This window comes from Nocardia sp. NPDC051321, from assembly GCF_044455225.1.
Taxonomy (GTDB): Bacteria; Actinomycetota; Actinomycetes; order Mycobacteriales; family Mycobacteriaceae; genus Nocardia.
On sequence record NZ_JBITEM010000007.1, the window covers coordinates 146,680 to 163,411 of the forward strand.

The window sequence follows — 16,732 nt, forward strand, 5'->3', positions numbered from 1 at the left end:
GTGCCCGCCGGGGCCTCACCGTGCCGACCGGGTTGGCTGGGCTTTCCCTCGACGCGATGGCGTCGGTCTCCTACGGTCCCGAGGCGATCGTGTTGGTGCTGGCGGCCGCGGGCGGCGCCGGATTGGGCCTGACCCTGCCGGTGACGCTGGCGATCGCCGCGTTGCTCACGGTGCTGGTCGCGTCGTATCGGCAGGTGATCGCGGCGTTCCCGAACGGCGGCGGGGCGTACGCGGTGGCCAAGGCGCACCTGGGGCATCGCACCAGCCTGACCGCCGCCGCCTCGTTGATCATCGACTACGTGCTGAACGTCGCGGTGTCGATCGCCGCCGGTGTCGCCGCGCTCACCTCGGCGTTTCCGGCGTTACTGCCGTACACGGTGTGGTTGTGCGTCGCCATTCTGGTCGGCATCACGGCGTTGAATCTGCTCGGCATCACCGAGAGCGCACGGGCGTTCATGGTGCCGACCGTGGTGTTCGTGGTCGGCATCTGCACGGTGATCGTCGCGGGGCTGCTGCGTTCCGAGCCCGCGAGTGTCAGCGCGGGCACCGCGACGATGCTGGACGCGCACACGGTCGGAGTGCTGTTGCTGCTCAAGGCATTCTCCAGTGGGTGTGCCGCGCTGACCGGCGTGGAGGCGATCGCGAACGCGGTGCCCAGCTTCGAAGCGCCGAAAGTGGTTCGCGCGCAACGGGCGGAGGTCGCGCTCGGCGCGCTGCTCGGCGTCATGCTGATCGGACTCGCCCTGCTGATCGAGAAGTTCGAGGTGCGTCCGATCGACGGCACCACGGTGCTCTCACAGTTGACCGAGGCGGCACTCGGTCATGGAATCGGTTACTACGTAGTCCAATTCGCGACCGTTGTGCTGCTGGCGCTGGCCGCGAACACCTCGTACGGCGGGCTGCCGACGCTCACCAAGATTCTGGCCGACGACAACTGCCTGCCCCATCGGTTCGCGGTCAGCTCGCCGCGGCAGGTCTATCGATACGGCGTGCTCACCCTCGCCGTCGCGGCGGGGGTGCTGCTGCTCGGCGCGAACGGCAACATGAACGCGCTGGTTCCGCTGTTCGCGATCGGGGTGTTCGTCGGATTCACCATCGCACAGGTCGGCATGGTGCGGCATTGGCTGCTGACCAAGACCGGGGGCTGGCGTTGGCGGATGGCACTCAACGGGTTCGGTGCGCTGCTTACCTTTATCGCCGCGATCGTCACCACCGCAATGAAATTCACCGCGGGCGCATGGTTGATCGTGTTGATCCTGCCCGTGCTCGTGGTCGGCATGGAGCGAATTCGCGACACCTACGGCAAGATCGGTGCGTTCCGCCGGTCCGACGAGGTACCGCCGCCGCCTCGGCCGCGGGACGCCGTCATCGTGGTGCCGGTGTCCGAGGTTTCCGACCTGAGCTGCGAGGCATTGTCCGCGGCGCTCTCGATCGGCAAAGACGTTGTCGCGGTGCATGTTTGCCTGCCCGGCGAGTCGGTCAAGGCGTTCACCAAAGCCTGGGAGGCCTGGCATCCCGAGGTGCGCCTGGTGCTGCTCGAAGACAGCGACGCGACAGTCGGCGGCCCGGTAGCGCGCTACGTCCGCGAAAACTTCGAGGGCCGCCGCAAAGTCGTGGTCATCGCCGAGGTCGACCCCCCGATCGGCTGGAACCGCGTCCTACCCAGCCACCGCAGCGATGAACTAGAACGCGTCCTGCGCCGTATGACCGACACAGTAGTCTGCCACCTGCGCGTCCAGGTGGGCTGAAAGCCTGAGCGAATTCAGGCGGCCGCGGTGGTGCGAGTCGGCCACACTCACACCACCGCGGTCGACAAACTTTCCCGCGGTGCGCACCAATTCGCGCCAAGTCGCTGACGAACACGCGTGCAGCGCACCACAACATGCGCCGCAGCGCGACATCAGCGAGTTACGCCGCGGACCGCGACCAGCACGACCGCACCGCACGAGCCAGTCACCCGCGAACCAATTCTCTTGCCGCACAACAATTCGTCGACGAACTCGCGCACCACGATGTTTGCGGCAAGCGGGTCAGTCGCGGAGGTTGCGGATGAGTCCTTCTTGGACTACCGCCGCCACGAGTTGACCTTCGCGGTTGTAGATCTTGCCGCCGGTGAGGGCGCGGCCGAAGCCTGCCGACGGGGAGGCCTGGTCGTAGAGGAGCCAGTCGTCGGCGCGGAAGGGGCGCAGGAACCACATGGCGTGGTCGAGGGAGGCGTTTTGGGTTTGCTCGTCGGGGTGGGTCACCTTCGAGGAGCCGAGCAGGGTCATGTCGCTCATGTAAGCGAGGGTGCAGACGTGGAACAGCGGGTCGTCGGGGAGCGGGTGACGGTAGCGGAACCACACCTGCTGCTGAGAGACGACACCTTCGCGGCGGGCCACCTGATCTTGGGGCACCGTCCGGATGTCCCAGTGCTCCCACTCGCGCATCGCCCACAGCCGCTCGGGGCTCATCGTGGTGCTGGCGTCGGGCAGGTCGTCGGGCGCCTGCACCTCGGGCATCACATCCTGGTGCTCCGGGCCCTGGTCACCGACGTGGAACGACGCCGACATGGTGAATATCGCCTGACCGTCCTGCACCCCGGTGACCCGGCGGGTGCAGAACGAGCGGCCGTCCCTGATCCGCTCCACGAGGTACACGGTCGGCTGGTCAGGGTTGCCCGGCCGCAGGAAATATCCGTGCAGCGAATGCACCTGATACCGCTCTTCGACCGTGCGCACCGCCGACACCAGCGCCTGGCCGGCAACCTGTCCGCCAAACGTGCGCGGAAGCTGAGTCTTCGTGGACGCCCCACGGAAGATGTCGCGCTCGAGCCGCTCTATCTCCAGCGCCTCTTCGATTGTCGCCATGGGCTGAGATTAACTCGCCACCCCGCCGGGCTGCTCCTCGGCCGTCAGGTGATCGGCCAGCAATGGGATTCCGGTTCCAACCGCACTAACTGATGCCGCCGATGCGGGCCGGTCACTCGGTTTGCTCTGATGGACCGGTGCCGCACTTCGTTCCGATCACCCAGGACGTCCTCATCGAACGTCTCGTCGAGCGCCTCCGCGCCCTGCCCGGACATCGGGTGATCGCCATCGACGGCGCCGACGCCGCCCGCCCGATCGATCTCGCCGATCGTGTCGCCGCCGCGTTGCGCGACACCGGCAGACCCGCCGAGGTGGTCTCGCTGCACGATTACGTCCGCCCGGCATCCCTGCGCGTGGAGTTCGGCCGCGACGAAATCTCCTATCGCACCGCCTGGTTCGACTACGAAGCGCTGCGCCGCGAGGTCATCGACGCCCTGCACACCGAAGGCCGCTGGCTCCCCGCCCTGTGGGACGAGGCCACCGATCGCTCGGCCCGCGCCACCATCCGCCCAGCCCCCGCCGACACCGCCCTCCTGATCGCAGGCCCCATGCTGCTCGACCACTATCTCCAGTTCGACCTGACCGTCCGCCTCGACATGTCCGAACAAGCCTTGCGCCGAACCACCCCACCCGAAGATCACTGGACCATCCCCGCCCTCCTCGACACCGAAACCTCCACCGCCCCAACCTTCTTCGCCCGCTGGGACCACCCCGACCGCCCAGCCCTCCGCATCGACTAGCCCTCCCGTCCTTGCTTTTTTCTGAACGCCATTCTCAACAAGGAGCTTGTTGATAGATGCGCATATCAACGTAACTAAATGAGGGTCCCGTCTCCGATTCGTGCGGCGACGTCCCGCTGATCATCGTTATGGTGACCGAATGGGGAGCAAATGCGCTATCTGCGCGAAACATCAAGGCGTCGGACCACTCGTAGGGCCGGTGATCTTCGAGAACGAATTAGTCGTCGTAACGCACCGCCCCCTCGATCAGGGCTCCCCCGTCCCCGGCTACCTATTCGTAGAAACGCGCAGACACACCCCAACCGTGTCCACCCTCACCGACCCCGAAGCCGCAGCCATCGGCGTGGCAGTAACCCGCGCAGCCCACGCCCTACAACAAGAACTAGCCCCGGAATTCGTCTTCTCCGCGATCACGGGCCGCTCCGTCGCCCACTTCCACCAGCACGTCTTCGCCCGCCCAGTCGGCACTCCACCGACCATTCCATGGACCGATATCGACTCCTGGCCGGACTCCCCGCGCACCACCCCCACCGAGCTGGCACCCTTGTGCGCCCGCCTGTCCACCCACTTCTCCCCTCGCTGAATAACACCATGGTTCCACGTGCTCCGATGTGGTGAAACCTGTTGGTATACAGCCGGTCTCACAGACCCCGCGTACCTCGCACAGGTACCTGGGGCCTTGTGAGAGGTATGGGGGGTCTGTGAGACCGGCCGGTGAGCTTGGGCTGGTGCGGGGCGACATCGCTGGTGTTGGCCAGGATCGGTATAGCGTCTCACGGCCGTACCCGGCTTAGTTGGATCCTGCGGGCTTAAAGGGGGATTCGACTTGGCCGCGCAGAGTGCGGGTTCCAGGATGGCTATCTGGCGTTGCGAGACAGTGATATCCAGCGAATGTCATGTTGCAGCGGGGTGGGCTGGGGGGACTACACCGGCCGCCACGTGACTAGACGAGGCGGTGGCCGCCGTCTACGTGCAGGACGGTGCCGGTGATGAAGGGGTTGTGCATTGCGGCGAGCATGGCTTGGGCTACTTCGGTGGGTTGGCCGATGCGGCCGACGGGGAGGCGGGCGGCGAGTTGTTGGTGGCGTTCGGTTTTGGCGGGGCCGGCGATGGTGTCCCAGATCGGGGTGTCGATCCAGCCCGGTGAGACGACGTTGACGCGGATCGGGCCGAGTTCGATGGCCAGGGCGTAGGCGAGGGATTCGAGGGCGCCGTTGGCGGCGGCGACGATCGAGGAGCCAGGGCCGGGGCGGTAGGCGGCGATGCCGGAGGTGAAGGTGAGGGAGCCGCCGGGGGTGATCTGCGCGTGCTTGGCGAGCAAAGCCGGACCGATCAGCTTGGCGTCCAAGGTCTTTCGAGCCTGTCCGACGTCGAACGACGCGATGGGCTGATACACCCCCTCGACGTCCACCGCCGTGGTCACCACGTGGTCGACCCGACCAACCTCGGTGAACAACCGCTCGATATCGCTCTCGCTGGTGATGTCGGCGACGAGCGAGCGCACCTTGCCCGGTCCATCGGGCAAGGTGCGTTCCGCGTCGGCGAGCCGCTCAGCCGAGCGGCTGGCGATGATGACCTCCGCGCCTTCGGTCACCAGCGCTGCGGCCAACGCCAATCCCATGCCGGAGCTGCCGCCGACGATGACGACCCGTTCTGTTGTTGCGCTAACTGTCATGTCTCCACCTGACCACCGCGGCAGTCGAGTGTCCATGTCGCGCTAACGAATTCGCGTTAGCCAAGGACTAACGCAGCAGGTCAGCCGGTGCAAGCAGGGGATTGCTGGTTGAGGTTGGTGAGGGCGCCGCAGGCCCAGGTCTTCTGGACCTTCCACTTGCCGCCGTCGAGAACGAAGGGCACGTCGACCGTGTTCTCAGTACCGTTGATCGTGAATTTCGCCTGGGCACTGACGGAATCGCCGAACACGCTGACTCCGGTGACCACTGCCGTGGCATTCGAATCCTTGAACGCCTTCGCGAGACGGTTGGGCAGGTCCGGGTCGGCCTCGATGCCCTGCACCAGATCCAGCTTCTCCGAGCTGGGCACCGACGGATCCAACGCCTTCTGCAGCAGTGCGTTCAGCTCATCGGCGGTCGGCGGGGCGGGCGTGTTCGGATTGGCGGTCGTGCTGGTCGACGTGCGAGGTGGCTTCGGCGGATCCGACTTGTCATCGCTGCCGCAGGCCGTCAGGCCCAGTGCGGCGACCACGGCCAAGCCGGCGATCGCTATGCGTCCGGTCTTACGAAGCTTCAACTACTCGTCCTTTGCGTTCGGCTGATACATCGACGGTGATGCGGCGCGAGCTACCGGCGAGGTGGTCGACAGGCATCGAAACATCAAGCTACCCAGCACAATTGTGAGAACAGTAAGACGATGGTGTGGCGCGGAGAAGAGTCGGTCAGCTACGGCTGTATCGGGTCGAGACGCCCAGGGACCGTCGCGGATAGCGTAGTCAGGTTCGGTCGGCGGTCGCGCGCCATTGGGGGTTGGCGGCTAACACGTCGACCAGGGCGCGTACGGCTGGATTGCGGACGGGGACACGCCAGATGGCGGCGTAGGTGACCGTCAACGGTCCACTGCGGAGCGGGCGCCACGCGAGGCCGGGGCGGTCGGCGACGCGCGCGGAACTCAGGCCGATCACGTCCGGCAGCAAGGGCAGCACCGCGAGCATTTGGGCGTGGCCCATGGCACTATCGCTGAGTCGCACGTGGGCACCGCGTTCTCGCAGCGCACGCAACAGGTCGTCGTGCAGCCCGGCGGCCGATTCCCTGGCGAACAGGATGAGCTCCTGATCGGTGAGATCGGCCGGTTCGACCTCGGCGGAATCCGCCAGCGGATGTGCCGTTGACATCAGCACGCCGAGTTCGTCGTGGGCGATCGGCCGCTGAGCGAAGCGATCGGGTAGCGCTACCGGCGCGCGCACCAGGGCGAGATCGACCTCATCGTCATCGAGCAAACGAACCTGGTCGGCGGTGGTGCCCCCGGTCAGCACCAGCCGGGTGCCGGGCGGTAGCAGTTCCTCGATTCGCGAAGGGAGCCAAGGAGGTACACCGTTGAGCAACCCGAACCGAACCACCGGAGCCCCCGCGGCGGACGCACGCCTCGTCTCCCGCACCGCCCCATCCACCGACCGCAACACTTCCTTGCCGGTCCGGAACAGCACCTCCCCCGCCGCGGTCAATTCGACCCGAGGTTCCCGACTGAGCAGCGCCCCGCCCATCTCCCGCTCCAGCACCTTGATCTGCTGACTGAGCGTCGGCGTCGAAATGAACAACCGCTCCGCCGCCCGCCGAAAATGCAATTCCTCCGCCAAAACAACGAAGTACCGCAACTGCCGCAATTCCACGATCACCTACACCCATCCGCCAGCCACCCCACCGAAATCCGCACCCTGACTCGGGACCCGCACTCAGAATAGGGCCCTAAAGCCAGTGCAGATCCCGAGAGTCAGTGCGGATTCCGGCCGGAGAACTGCGCACGGAGCTGGGCCTCAACGCACACGAGCAGGGACTCCGGTGAGTCCCCGCTCGCGGAAGTTCACATCGGCTGAGGGATCACCAACCGCGTTCGGCCAGGCGGTGGTCGACGGGCAGTTCCTCGACGTTGATGCCGACCATGGCCTCACCGAGCCCACGGGACACCTTGGCGAGCACGTCCGGGTCGTCGTGGAATGTGGTCGCCTTGACGATGGCGGCGGCGCGCTCGGCGGGGTTGCCGGACTTGAAGATGCCGGAGCCGACGAAGACGCCCTCGGCGCCGAGCTGCATCATCATCGCGGCGTCGGCGGGGGTGGCGATGCCGCCCGCGGTGAACAGGACGACGGGCAGCTTGCCGGTCTCGGCGACCTCACGGACCAGTTCGTAGGGTGCCTGCAGTTCCTTGGCGGCGACGAACAGCTCGTCGGCGGGCAGCGAGGACAGCCTGCGGATCTCCCCGCGGATCTTGCGCATGTGCGTGGTGGCGTTGGAGACGTCGCCGGTGCCCGCCTCGCCCTTCGAGCGAATCATGGCCGCGCCCTCGGTGATTCGGCGCAACGCCTCACCCAGGTTGGTGGCGCCGCACACGAACGGAACGGTGAAATTCCACTTCTCGATGTGGTTGGCGTAGTCGGCGGGGGTGAGCACCTCGGACTCGTCGATGTAGTCGACGCCGAGGCTCTGCAGGATCTGCGCCTCCACGAAGTGGCCGATGCGGGCCTTCGCCATGACCGGGATGGAGACGGCGGAGATGATGCCGTCGATCATGTCCGGGTCACTCATCCGGGACACGCCGCCCTGCGCGCGGATATCGGCGGGCACCCGCTCCAGCGCCATCACCGCGACCGCGCCGGCGTCTTCAGCGATCTTGGCCTGGTCGGCGGTGACGACATCCATGATCACCCCGCCCTTCAGCATCTCGGCCATGCCGCGCTTCACGCGGGCGGTGCCGATGGTCTGGGTGGTGTCGGGCGTCGTCACGGCAAACTCCTGGGTCATCTGCGCCAATCGGGTCGCAAGGGATTGAATCGACCCAATTCTAGGCGTGCCACCCAGGCCACTTGATAGCCAGTCGGAGATGACTGGCCTTGTCACCTACCTGGGGCTCTGTCCGTCCGCCCCGCGCACTGGACCGGTCAAGCGGGGCCACGGAAACGGATTCACCGGTCAAGCGGGCCGGTTGCCCCGTCGCCCGCTAACTCCCGGCTGCGACTCAGAGCGGGCCGACAACCAGCAACTGTGCCCAGTACTCGGCGGCGGCGGGACCGATGAGCGGCAGCAGGAAATCGAACAACAGGTAGGACATCTACTACGTACCTCCGCACAGCGAACATTTCCCCCACCGAGGCGGGGCCGCGGCACCGAAGTCCGAATGCCTTGCGAAAAGCACTACCCAGCCCGCGTCGATCCAGTCGCGACCGTAGCACGATAGTGAAACACATCACATTTGCGGCGGCGGCTCGAGCGGGCTTCCCAATTCGTGTTGACCGACGCGACCGTCAAGCCATCGATATTCGGGCAGAGATTGCCGAAAATAGGCTGGTCGCAGCCTATTTCAGCGGATGGACCTGACCTCGGGGTGCGCGGCTCCGGAGGCGGCCTCGGCGGCTTCGGGGAGCAGTTGGTCGAGGTTGTAGGGGTAAACGGTTTCACCGGAGCGGTCCAACTGGATGATGTCTTCGGCGGTGCACCATTTGTTGCCGGTGATGGCGCGGCGTTCGATGGTGGTCAGATTGGTGGCTTGCGGTTCGTAGCCTGGCACGCGCAGGGCGAAGAACAATTCTTCGGAACGGATCAGGTCGCCGTCGAAGGGGAACACCGCGACCCGACGCCAGATCGGGCCGCGCAGGCTGTCCGGGTCGGCCTTGTGGCCGGTCTCCTCGTAGAGCTCGCGGACGGCCGCGTCCCGCAGTGATTCGCCAGGGTCGACGCCACCGCCGACGGTGAACCAGAACGAGATATCCGGCGTCTTCGGGTCGTTGCCGCGCATCAGCAAGGTGCGGCCGCGTTCATCGAACAGCACGATGCGCGCGGTGGTGCGGGTCGTGTCGACCGTCAACCCGGTGGACGCGGCCGGGGTGGCCCGCTCGGTGATCTCGAAATACGTTGGCAGCGGCGCGGTACCACCGAGGTGCAGGATGCGCACCGAACGCCGGGTGCGCAGCGCGAGGGTGTCGCGAACGGCATCGTTGTGGAAGCGGCGCGCGATCAGGACTCGCGCCTCGGCGTCGGCCAGCTCGGCCACCAGCTGCGGGCGCAACTTCTCGATGTCGATCGTCGAAAGGGCCCCGGAGAGCTGGTTTTCCACGGTCTCCCGATCGGGCCGCGCGACCCGTTCGGCTCGATCGGCCAGCAGCGCAAGGACTTTGCCCTGATCGGCCAGCGCCGGATCGGCCACCGGGTCCGCGATCGCCATCGCCACCGACCTGGCCACCACCGCCCGGCGGGCCAGCGCCGCGTCCAGCGCCTGCCAGGACTGATCGGAACGCACGTGCAGCCGGTCGAGCCGGTTGGCGGTGGAGTAGGCCCAGATGCCGATCGCGACGATAACCGCCGCGATAAGCGCGAGGACGAGAACCGTTGTCGCGGAGAAGGTGATCATCCGGCGGCCCGTACCCTGGTGTCGCCGACGGTCACCGTCTCGTACACCCGAAGGATCTGCTCGGCGACCACCGGCCAGTCGTACTCGCCGACCACCTGGGTCGCGGTGTCCACCAACGCGGCCCGGCGATCGTCGTCGGTGAGCACCCGATCGATGGCCTTCGCGAGCGCCGCCGAATCACCCACCGGCACAAGCGCACCGGCCGTACCGTCCCGCAGCACCCGGCGGAAGGCGTCCAATTCGCTTGCCACCACGGCGGTTCCGGCGGCCATCGCCTCGATCAGGATGATGCCGAAACTCTCGCCGCCGAGATTGGGCGCGACGTAGACGTCCGCGCTGCGCATCGCCGAGGCCTTCTCCGCGTCCGACACCTGACCGAGGAAGCGCAGGTGCCCGGCGAGCGGCCCCGCCTCCCGCCGCAGCCGGTCCTCGTCGCCGCGCCCGACGATGAGAATCTCCAGCTCCTTATGCTTGCGCACCAGCTCGGGCAGCGCGCCGAGCAGCACGTCCATCCCCTTGCGCGGTTCGTCGTAGCGGCCGAGGAACAGCACGGTCCGGCCGGCGCGCGGGTAGCCGGGCAGCATCGGCGCCCGCGCGAACGCGGGGACGTCGACGCCGTTCGGAATCTCCACCGCGTCCGAGCCGAGCGCCTCCACCTGCCAGCGCCTGGCCAGCTCCGAGACGGCGATCCGGCCGCTGATCTTCTCGTGGTAAGGCCGCAGCACACTCTGAAAGGTGCTGAGCACCAACGACTTCGTGGTCGAGGTGTGGAAGGTGGCGACGATCGGCCCCTCGGCGATCTTCAACGCCAGCATCGACAGGCTCGGCGCGTTGGGCTCGTGGATATGCAGCACGTCGAAATCGTTGCCGTCGATCCAGCGGCGAATCCTGGTGTAGGCCATGGGCCCGAAGGACAACCGCGCCACCGATCCGTTGTACGGAATCGCGACCGCGCGACCGGCCGACACCACGAAATCGGGCAGTGGCGTGTCCTCCGAGGCGGGCGCGAGCACGCTCACCCGGTGTCCGCGTTCGATGAACACCCGGGCCAGCTCGACCACGTGGGCCTGCACACCGCCGGGAACGTCGAACGAGTAGGGACAGACCATGCCGATCTTCATGGGGCGCCGTCCGATTGGGCCGTCGTATCAACGTTTGCCGAACCGTTCGAGCCTGCCGCCGGGTCCGTGCCCGCCGTCGGGATTGGCTCGTCACGGTGCGGCCGTGCGGCGGCGATCTTGGCCAGCCGCTCCTCGGACAGATCGCCTTCCCACATCGGTTGCAGCATGTGCCAATCCGCTGGGTGCTCGGCGATATTGGCCGCGAAACGATCCGCCAACGCCTGGGTGGCCGCCGCGACGCCGCCCGAAACATCCACCGGCGGATAGACTTTCATCCCCCAGCCGTCGTCGGTGAACCAGGTGTGCACCGGCAGCAGCGGCGCGCCGGTTTCGATGGCCAGCTTGGCGGCACCGGCGGGCAGCCAGGTGCGCTCGCCGAAGAAGGTAACCGGGACGCCGCGGCCGGTCAGGTCGCGCTCCCCCATCAGGCAGATCGCCTTGTTCTCCCGCAACCGGTTCGCGAGCTGGCCGAAGGGCGACTGCGCGGCGCCGGTCAGTGGAATCACCTCGAACCCGAGGCTCCGCCGATAGTCGAGGAAACGCTCGGCCAGCGACTCCGGCTTCAACCGTTCGGCGACGGTCGCGAAGGTGCCGTGGTTCTGCACGAGCCACACCCCGGCCATGTCCCAGTTCCCCGAATGCGGCAGCACCAGGACCGCCCCTCGGCCAGCGGCCAGCCCGGCTTCGAGGTGCGACTTCCCTTCCAGCACAAGCTCATTACCGATTGCCGCGTGGTCCATCGACGGCAGCCGGAACGCCTCGCGCCAGTACCGCGCGTAGGAGCGGATGCTCGCCCGGATCAGCTCGTCCGGCACGTCCGATGGTGTCCCGCCGATCACGCGAGCGAGGTTGCGCCGTAACTGATTCGGCGCACCACCGGCCCGGAACGCGCGGTTCGCTTTGCCTGCGACGCGATCGGCGCCGAAGTCGAACAGGCGCCGCGCCGTCGACTCGGGCAGTGCCCGCACCAGCCGCCAGCCCGCCGCGTATCCGACGTCGCTCAACCGTTCCCCGATATTCATGACCATTGCCCCGTTTCCCGCACCGCACCGCCACGATTCGGCGGTCTCACGTTGGCAGCTCCGTCGCGTTCGCCGTTCCCGCCGTAGGGTTTTCGGGCTGCGCCGGATCCTTCGGTTGCGCGGGCGTGAGCACATCGCGCGCGCCGGGCGAACTGCGCACCGCGAGCACCCGCTGGAACACCGTGACGATGCTGAGCACCGCCAGGATCCACATCGCGACGTGCACCGCGTAGGCAAGCCAGCCGATACCCCAGTACCCGCCGATCCCGGTCAACCCCGCACCGACCAGCACGATGATCAGCCGGTCCGGCCGCTCGATGATCCCGCCGTCGGCGGACAGCCCGCTGGCCTCCGCGCGCGCCTTGGCATACGAAATCACCTGCGAGGTCACCAGTACCACCAGGGTCGCCGCGAACAACGGCTTGTGATGCTCGTGGAACACCGCCCACCATGCCAGCCCCGCGAAAATGGCGCCGTCGGCCATCCGGTCGCAGGTGGCGTCGAGTACCGCACCGTATTTCGTGCCGCCGCCGCGCGCCCTCGCCATGGCGCCGTCGAGCATGTCGAACATGACGAACAACCAGATCACCATGGTCCCCCAGAACAGGTGTCCGGTCGGGAACAGAGTGACCGCGGCGGCGATCGACGCGGTGGTGCCGATGACCGTCACCGCATCCGGCGTGAGCCCCGTGCTCACCAGCGCTTTGCCCAGCGGCGCAGTCGCTTTGGCAAACGTATCGCGGCCGAAGAAGCTCAGCACTTCTAGTCGACTTCCTTCCAGGCTGCCGACAGCAGCGCCCTCGTCTCGCGTAGCAACTGTGGCATCACCTTCGCGCCACCCACCACGGTGATGAAGTTCGCGTCGCCGCCCCAGCGCGGGACGATGTGCTGGTGCAGGTGGTCGGCCAGCGAACCACCCGCCACGCCACCGAGATTCAGGCCGACGTTGAAGCCATGCGGCCGCGATACCCGCTTCATCACCCGGATCGCCTGCTGGGTGAACGCCATCAACTCGGCGCCCTCGGCCACCGTGAGGTCTTCGAGGTTGGCCACCCTGCGGTACGGCACCACCATCATGTGGCCGGGGTTGTACGGGTACAGGTTCAGCACCGCGTAGACCAGTTCGCCGCGCGCGATCACCAGACCGTCCTCGTCGGACATCTTCGGAATATCGGTGAACGGATGCCCGGTCGAGGAGGGGTCGGGGGACGCGGCCTCGGCGATGTAGGACATCCGGTACGGCGTCCACAGCCGTTGCAGCCGATCGGGTTCGCCCGCGCCGCGGTCGACGATGCTGCCCTGTTCCGCGGCGTCGTTCAGCTCGGTAAGTCCATCCGGCGCCCCGCGCTCAGTCATTCCGCACCCTTGATCTCGAAGCCCTCCGCGGTCGGCGAAGCGTTCTCCCGATTCGCGATCCATAGCACAATGGTGGCCACCGCCTCGGCGACCGGCACGCCGTTCACCTGGGTGCCGTCGCGGAACCGGAAGCTCACCGCGTCGGCGGCCACGTCCCGCTCGCCGGCCAGCAGCATGAACGGCACCTTCTGCGCGGTGTTGTTGAAAATCTTCTTCTGCATCCGGTCGTCGCTGCGGTCCACCTGCGCGCGCACGCCCGCGTCCCGCAGCCGCTCGATCACCTGATCCAGGTGCGGCGCAAAGGCTTCCGCGACCGGGATGCCGACCACCTGCACCGGCGACAGCCAGGCCGGGAAGGCGCCGGCGTAGTGCTCGGTGAGCACGCCGAAGAACCGTTCGATGGAACCGAACAGCGCGCGGTGGATCATCACCGGCCGCTGCTTGGTGCCGTCGTTGGCGGTGTATTCCAGGTTGAACCGCTCCGGCAGGTTGAAGTCCAGCTGGATGGTCGACATCTGCCAGGTCCGCCCGAGCGCGTCCTTGACCTGCACGGAGATCTTCGGCCCGTAGAACGCGGCGCCGCCCGGGTCCGGCACGAGCTCGAGCCCGGAGGCCGAGGCCACCTTGGACAGGGTCTCGGTCGCCTCTTCCCAGAGTTCGTCCGAGCCGACAAACTTCACCGGGTCCTTGGTCGACAGCTCCAGGTAGAAGTCGTCGAGGCCGTAGTCCTTCAGCAACGCGAGCACGAACTGCAGGGTGCTGGTGAGCTCGGCGTGCATCTGCTCTTTGGTGCAGTAGATGTGCGCGTCGTCCTGGGTCATGCCGCGCACCCGGGTCAGGCCGTGCACCACGCCGGACTTCTCGTAGCGGTACACCGAGCCGAACTCGAAGAGCCGCAACGGCAGTTCCCGGTACGAGCGGCCGCGGGCCCGGAAGATCAGGTTGTGCATCGGGCAGTTCATCGGCTTGACGTAGTAGTCCTGGCCGGGCTTGCGGACGGTGCCGTCCTCGTTCAGCTCCGCGTCCAGGTGCATCGCCGGGAACATGCCGTCCTGGTACCAGTCCAGGTGGCCGGAGACCTCGAACAGGTGTCCCTTGGTGATGTGCGGGGTGTTGACGAACTCGTAGCCCGCGGCCACATGCCTGCGCCGCGAGTACTCCTCCATCTCCTTGCGGATGATGCCGCCCTTGGGGTGGAACACCGGCAGGCCGGAGCCGAGCTCGTCGGGGAAGCTGAACAGGTCCAGTTCCAGACCGAGCTTGCGGTGGTCGCGGCGTTCGGCCTCGGCGAGCAGGTGCATGTGCTCTTCCAGGGCCTCCTGGGATTCCCAGGCGGTGCCGTAGATGCGCTGCAGGTCTTCGCGGTTCTGATCGCCGCGCCAGTAGGCGGCCGAGCTGCGGGTCAGCTTGAACGCCGGGATGAACTTGGTGGTCGGGATGTGCGGGCCGCGACACAGATCGCCCCAGAGGCGTTCGCCGGTGCGAGGATCGAGGTTGTCGTAGATGGTCAGCTCTTTGCCGCCGACCTCCATCACCTCCGGATCGTCGATGCCGGACTTGTCGCTGATCAGCTCCAGCTTGAACGGCTCCTTGGCCAGTTCGACGCGGGCGTCCTCGACCTCGATCACCCTGCGCGAAAAGCGTTGCGCGCCTTTGACGATCTTCTTCATCCTGGATTCCAGCTTGGCCAGATCCTCCGGGGTGAACGGCCTGTCGACCTGGAAGTCGTAGTAGAAGCCGTCTTTGATCGGCGGGCCGATGCCGAGCTTGGCCTCCGGGAACTCCTGCTGCACCGCCTGGGCCAGCACGTGCGCGGCGGAATGCCGGATGACACTGCGGCCGTCCTCGGTGTCGGCGGCGACCGCCTCCACCTCGACGTCGGTGTCCGGGGTCCAGGACAGGTCCTTGAGGCCCTCGGCGTCACGCACGACGACGATGGTGTCCGGCCCCTTGGTCGGCAGTCCGGCCTCGCGCACCGCGGCACCCGCCGTCGTCCCGGCCGGCACCCGGACGAGGGCGGCAGGGGTAGTGCGGGCTGAGGTGGTCACGGCGGTGCTCTCCTTGGAGTTTCTCGGGTGCGGGGACGTCCCCGCGGATCATGGCCAGGACACGCACTGCCCCGGCGCGACCATGCTATCGGCATGCCCACCCCAACGCGCACACGCTCTCCCGCCGCTCCGCGTATTCAGGGGTCACCAGCGCCCAATTCGCTATCCGACCGGAGGGCGCCCGAAGGCCGCGAGCAGACGCGCAAGCCTCGGCAGCGGCCTTGGTACACCTGCTTGCTCCCTCATACCCCCTCCTAGGTGTTGCGAGGAGAGAAGCAGGTCCGCGACGCCACAAACCCACATCGAGGCGAGTGAAATGGTCGTTGGCGCCCATCGACGCGAGTCAAAGGGTCGCTAGCTGATCTTGAACAGCGACCGTATGACTCACGTCGATTTCCCAAGTCCCGGGTCAGCTGTCTGCTGCCAGGTTTTCCAGCATGGCCTCACGTTCGGCGGCGGGGCGTTTGGGGCAGCTGGTGCACATTTCGCAGTTGGGGACCTCGTAGACGAGGCAGCAGGAGATGCGTTTGACGAAGGTGCGGCCGCCGATTTCGACGAAGCGCGGTATGGGGAGTTTGCCGCCGATCTGGGTCGCCAGTCGGGTGCCCGCGTCTGGGGAGCCCGCGTCCAGGGCCCGGTTGCCGATGGCGTCGGCGACGATCGCCCACAGCGCAGGCACGGTCGCACCGGAGACCTCGGCGACCGGACCGATCACGGCCGCAAGGGTTTCCCGCAGTGCCGCGCCCGGCTCGGTTGATGCGTCGGGCTCGGCGAGCACCTGGATGCGTTCCACGCCGCCGTCGGGACGGACCTCGCAGTCGAAATTGTCGAGCACCGGCTCGACCGCCCGCTCGTCGCGCGCGTACGCCCGCGCGATCCGCTCGACGAGCGCGGAGGCGACCATGCACCACCACAGCGTGCCCGCGATGCGCGGTGTGGTGGTCCCCCACGAGTGGCCCATCTCGGCGATCCGCGCCGCCAGCCAGTCCGGCTGCGTCAACGTTCGCCCGGGAACGGTGTTCACCACTTCAGGGGACTGCGTAACCATTGCCACTCGACTCCGATCCAGCTGCCGACCATCCCGAAAGTGCCCAATATCCATAGTGTCGCGACAACCAGCGCAAAGGTAGCGCCCGCCGCGAACACGCGCATGGCGGTGCCCCGAGCGGAGTACCACGCCATACCCTGCCGGTACTTGTCCCGCAGCCAGCCGAGTGCCCGTTGTGCCCAGGCGAATTCGGTGGCCAGGATGCCCAGTCCGGTGAATACGATCGCCCAGCCGGGTCCGGGGTAGGGAATCGTGACGATTCCGACTGCGAGCACCGCGGTGCCGACCAACGCGACCCCGACCCGATAGGCGAGGTTCAGCGTAGGTCGCGCGGCAATGCGGGCCCGGAAGGCGCGCCAGCCCGTCGGCGTCGAGCTTGTCTCGAGGTCGGCCGTCATCTTTCCCAGCGTACGAGACCGACCGGTCCGGGCCAGGTCACGGACGTCGAGCCCGCACGAATCGGCCAGTTCGGG

The 16,732-nt window shown here is 67.1% G+C and carries 16 protein-coding genes; 3 read left to right on the forward strand and 13 right to left on the reverse strand.

Going from position 1 to position 16,732, the window contains the following annotated elements; translation table 11 throughout:
* Window positions 1-56 precede the first annotated feature (56 nt).
* Window positions 57-1,748 (forward strand): APC family permease, encoded by a 1,692-nt coding sequence (locus tag ACIA8C_RS18160; RefSeq protein ID WP_397136558.1) that lies wholly within the window; start codon window positions 57-59, stop codon window positions 1,746-1,748.
* Window positions 1,749-2,030: 282 nt separating this feature from the next.
* On the opposite strand, the gene ACIA8C_RS18165 is transcribed toward ACIA8C_RS18160, so the two are convergent.
* The gene (locus ACIA8C_RS18165; RefSeq protein WP_397135961.1) at window positions 2,031-2,849 is read right to left on the reverse strand and encodes an acyl-CoA thioesterase; all 819 of its coding nucleotides are present in this window, start codon (window positions 2,847-2,849) and stop codon (window positions 2,031-2,033) included.
* A gap of 137 nt (window positions 2,850-2,986) precedes the next feature.
* Between ACIA8C_RS18165 and ACIA8C_RS18170 the strand changes: the two genes are divergently transcribed.
* A complete protein-coding gene (locus tag ACIA8C_RS18170; protein WP_397135963.1) occupies window positions 2,987-3,589 on the forward strand; it encodes a hypothetical protein in 603 nt (200 codons plus the stop codon).
* Between the two features lie 139 nt (window positions 3,590-3,728).
* On the forward strand, window positions 3,729-4,172 hold the full coding sequence (locus ACIA8C_RS18175) for an HIT family protein (RefSeq protein WP_397135965.1): 444 nt from the start codon (window positions 3,729-3,731) through the stop codon (window positions 4,170-4,172).
* A gap of 360 nt (window positions 4,173-4,532) precedes the next feature.
* Here the strand turns inward: ACIA8C_RS18175 and ACIA8C_RS18180 are convergent, their stop codons facing one another.
* The 12 genes from ACIA8C_RS18180 to ACIA8C_RS18235 all read right to left on the reverse strand — a co-directional run bounded on the left by ACIA8C_RS18180 (window position 4,533) and on the right by ACIA8C_RS18235 (window position 16,657).
* The gene (locus ACIA8C_RS18180; protein WP_397135967.1) at window positions 4,533-5,264 is read right to left on the reverse strand and encodes an SDR family oxidoreductase; all 732 of its coding nucleotides are present in this window, start codon (window positions 5,262-5,264) and stop codon (window positions 4,533-4,535) included.
* Between the two features lie 80 nt (window positions 5,265-5,344).
* Window positions 5,345-5,794 carry a hypothetical protein gene (locus tag ACIA8C_RS18185; protein WP_397136560.1) on the reverse strand — a complete coding sequence of 150 codons (450 nt, stop codon included), beginning with the start codon at window positions 5,792-5,794 and terminating at the stop codon, window positions 5,345-5,347.
* 244 nt (window positions 5,795-6,038) lie between these two features.
* On the reverse strand, window positions 6,039-6,938 hold the full coding sequence (locus tag ACIA8C_RS18190) for a LysR family transcriptional regulator (RefSeq protein WP_397135969.1): 900 nt from the start codon (window positions 6,936-6,938) through the stop codon (window positions 6,039-6,041).
* 202 nt (window positions 6,939-7,140) lie between these two features.
* Window positions 7,141-8,043, reverse strand: a complete 903-nt coding sequence (gene pdxS, locus ACIA8C_RS18195; protein WP_397135971.1) for a pyridoxal 5'-phosphate synthase lyase subunit PdxS — start codon at window positions 8,041-8,043, stop codon at window positions 7,141-7,143.
* 574 nt (window positions 8,044-8,617) lie between these two features.
* Entirely contained in the window at window positions 8,618-9,661 is a 1,044-nt protein-coding gene (locus ACIA8C_RS18200; protein WP_397136562.1) for an NUDIX domain-containing protein, read from the reverse strand.
* Window positions 9,661-10,785: a glycosyltransferase family 4 protein gene (locus ACIA8C_RS18205; RefSeq protein ID WP_397135973.1), complete on the reverse strand. Its 1,125-nt coding sequence runs from the start codon at window positions 10,783-10,785 to the stop codon at window positions 9,661-9,663. The genes ACIA8C_RS18200 and ACIA8C_RS18205 overlap by 1 nt, the downstream gene beginning before the upstream one ends.
* Complete coding sequence (locus tag ACIA8C_RS18210) at window positions 10,782-11,807, reverse strand: phosphatidylinositol mannoside acyltransferase (RefSeq protein WP_397135975.1); 1,026 nt, start codon at window positions 11,805-11,807, stop codon at window positions 10,782-10,784. The genes ACIA8C_RS18205 and ACIA8C_RS18210 overlap by 4 nt, the downstream gene beginning before the upstream one ends.
* A gap of 46 nt (window positions 11,808-11,853) precedes the next feature.
* Window positions 11,854-12,567 (reverse strand): phosphatidylinositol phosphate synthase, encoded by a 714-nt coding sequence (gene pgsA / locus ACIA8C_RS18215; RefSeq protein WP_397135977.1) that lies wholly within the window; start codon window positions 12,565-12,567, stop codon window positions 11,854-11,856.
* 2 nt (window positions 12,568-12,569) lie between these two features.
* Entirely contained in the window at window positions 12,570-13,163 is a 594-nt protein-coding gene (locus ACIA8C_RS18220) for an HIT family protein (protein ID WP_397135979.1), read from the reverse strand.
* A complete protein-coding gene (gene thrS / locus ACIA8C_RS18225; RefSeq protein ID WP_397135981.1) occupies window positions 13,160-15,211 on the reverse strand; it encodes a threonine--tRNA ligase in 2,052 nt (683 codons plus the stop codon). The genes ACIA8C_RS18220 and thrS overlap by 4 nt, the downstream gene beginning before the upstream one ends.
* A gap of 409 nt (window positions 15,212-15,620) precedes the next feature.
* A complete protein-coding gene (locus ACIA8C_RS18230; RefSeq protein ID WP_397135983.1) occupies window positions 15,621-16,235 on the reverse strand; it encodes a (2Fe-2S)-binding protein in 615 nt (204 codons plus the stop codon).
* On the reverse strand, window positions 16,232-16,657 hold the full coding sequence (locus tag ACIA8C_RS18235; RefSeq protein ID WP_397135985.1) for a TIGR02611 family protein: 426 nt from the start codon (window positions 16,655-16,657) through the stop codon (window positions 16,232-16,234). Before ACIA8C_RS18235 ends, ACIA8C_RS18230 begins: the two co-directional genes overlap by 4 nt.
* Window positions 16,658-16,732: the final 75 nt, after the last annotated feature.

Bases quoted from the DNA above. Each gene is read 5' to 3' on its own strand.
- ACIA8C_RS18160 (WP_397136558.1), top strand. From the start codon at position 57: ATGGCGTCGGTCTCCTACGGTCCCGAGGCGATCGTGTTGGTGCTGGCG.
- ACIA8C_RS18165 (WP_397135961.1), bottom strand. From the start codon at position 2,849: ATGGCGACAATCGAAGAGGCGCTGGAGATAGAGCGGCTCGAGCGCGAC.
- ACIA8C_RS18175 (WP_397135965.1), top strand. From the start codon at position 3,729: ATGGGGAGCAAATGCGCTATCTGCGCGAAACATCAAGGCGTCGGACCA.
- ACIA8C_RS18180 (WP_397135967.1), bottom strand. From the start codon at position 5,264: ATGACAGTTAGCGCAACAACAGAACGGGTCGTCATCGTCGGCGGCAGC.
- ACIA8C_RS18205 (WP_397135973.1), bottom strand. From the start codon at position 10,785: ATGAAGATCGGCATGGTCTGTCCCTACTCGTTCGACGTTCCCGGCGGT.
- ACIA8C_RS18210 (WP_397135975.1), bottom strand. From the start codon at position 11,807: ATGAATATCGGGGAACGGTTGAGCGACGTCGGATACGCGGCGGGCTGG.
- ACIA8C_RS18220 (WP_397135979.1), bottom strand. From the start codon at position 13,163: ATGACTGAGCGCGGGGCGCCGGATGGACTTACCGAGCTGAACGACGCC.
- ACIA8C_RS18235 (WP_397135985.1), bottom strand. From the start codon at position 16,657: ATGACGGCCGACCTCGAGACAAGCTCGACGCCGACGGGCTGGCGCGCC.